The following is a 1,314-nucleotide window of genomic DNA, read 5'->3' on the forward strand; positions in this document are numbered from 1 at the left end:
CATCAGTATCAGTGCCGCTTCCGCCGATGATCTGGTGTTCTTTCATCCCGGGCTGCAGACGCCTGTCCAGGTGATTCATCTGGCCACAGCGCTGGACAGCATCCCGCCTGAACCGGTGGCCCGGCTGGGGGCCCCCTAGCCTGCGGGGACCGTCCGCACCTGAGCCAGCGCCCCCATGGAAGGTCCTCCGATCTGGCAGCGGCTGCTGGGAGCCATGGCCTACCTGCTGCCCCTGAGCGACGCCCTGCGCTTCGGCCAGGCCCTGTTCGACATGTTCCCGCTGCTGGGGTGGCTGGCGCTGCCGGCCCTGCCCCTGGTGGTCCTGGAGCAGGCCATCCCCTTCGGCGGCCTGGTGCTGTTCCTGCTGCTGTTCCTGCTGGTGGTGCGCAACCCCCGGGTGCCCTACCCGATCCGCTTCAACGTGCTGCAGGCGATCCTCATCGACATCGTGCTGGTGCTGCTCAGCCTGGCCTTCGACACGGTGCTGGCGCCGCTGGGGGCCGGATTCGCCATCCGCACCCTTTCCAACACGATCTTCCTGGGCACGGTGCTGCTGGTGCTGTTCTCGGTGGTCCAGAGCCTGCGGGGCAAGGAGGCCGACATCCCCACCGTCTCCGAGGCGGTGCGGATGCAGCTCTTCTGATCAGCGCCTCCGGCAAGGGGGCCACGGCGCTGCGATAGGGTCTTGGATCCGTCGCTGACGGGCCCCGGTGCCCTTCAGCCCCTCCACAGGCGACCATGACGCAGCCTTACTACGAAACGATGTACATCCTCCGGCCGGACATTCCGGAGGAGGAAGTCGAGACCCACGTCGCCAAGTACCGCGACATCGTCGTCGAAGCCGGCGCCGAAGTGCTCGACACCCAGATGCGCGGCAAGCGCCGCCTGGCCTACCCGATCGCCAAGCATCGGGAGGGCATCTACGTGCAGCTCAACCACAGCGGCGACGGCCAGCAGGTGGCCCTGCTCGAGCGGGCCATGCGTCTCTCCGAGGACGTGATCCGCTACCTGACCGTGATCCAGGACGGTCCCATGCCCCCGCCCCGCAGCGTCCCCGGCGCTTCGGTCGAGGTGGCCCCCACCGAGGCGGCGACGGCCTGATCCGGCTTGTTCTTCGCCGATCACTGGGCCTACAGTCCGCCCAATGGGTGCTATGCGATGACGGCGACGGACAAGTCCACGGACGCGGAGGAGGCCGGCCAGGAAGCCAGGCCAGCGTCGCGCGGCCTGCCCGCCCAGCCGGCCTTTGCGCCCTCCAGCTGGCCCGCCGGTCCGACAGCACCGGCGGCGAGTGTGCTGACACCCGGCCAGCCG

At 68.9% G+C, this 1,314-nt stretch carries 2 protein-coding genes; both read left to right on the forward strand.

Annotation, left to right across the window (positions count from 1 at the left end; all coding sequences use genetic code 11):
• Positions 1-175: 175 nt before the first annotated feature.
• The gene (locus VB737_RS16790; RefSeq protein WP_500314645.1) at positions 176-643 is read left to right on the forward strand and encodes a Tic20 family protein; all 468 of its coding nucleotides are present in this window, start codon (positions 176-178) and stop codon (positions 641-643) included.
• Between the two features lie 95 nt (positions 644-738).
• A complete protein-coding gene (rpsF, locus tag VB737_RS16795; protein ID WP_500314647.1) occupies positions 739-1,101 on the forward strand; it encodes a 30S ribosomal protein S6 in 363 nt (120 codons plus the stop codon).
• Positions 1,102-1,314 lie beyond the last annotated feature (213 nt).

The organism is Synechococcus sp. BA-120 BA3 (assembly GCF_034931285.1).
GTDB lineage: Bacteria > Cyanobacteriota > Cyanobacteriia > PCC-6307 > Cyanobiaceae > Cyanobium.

What these genes read in the sequence shown, in the direction of transcription:
- VB737_RS16790 (WP_500314645.1), top strand. Translation starts at nt 176, where the DNA reads ATGGAAGGTCCTCCGATCTGGCAGCGGCTGCTGGGAGCCATGGCCTAC.
- rpsF (WP_500314647.1), top strand. Translation starts at nt 739, where the DNA reads ATGACGCAGCCTTACTACGAAACGATGTACATCCTCCGGCCGGACATT.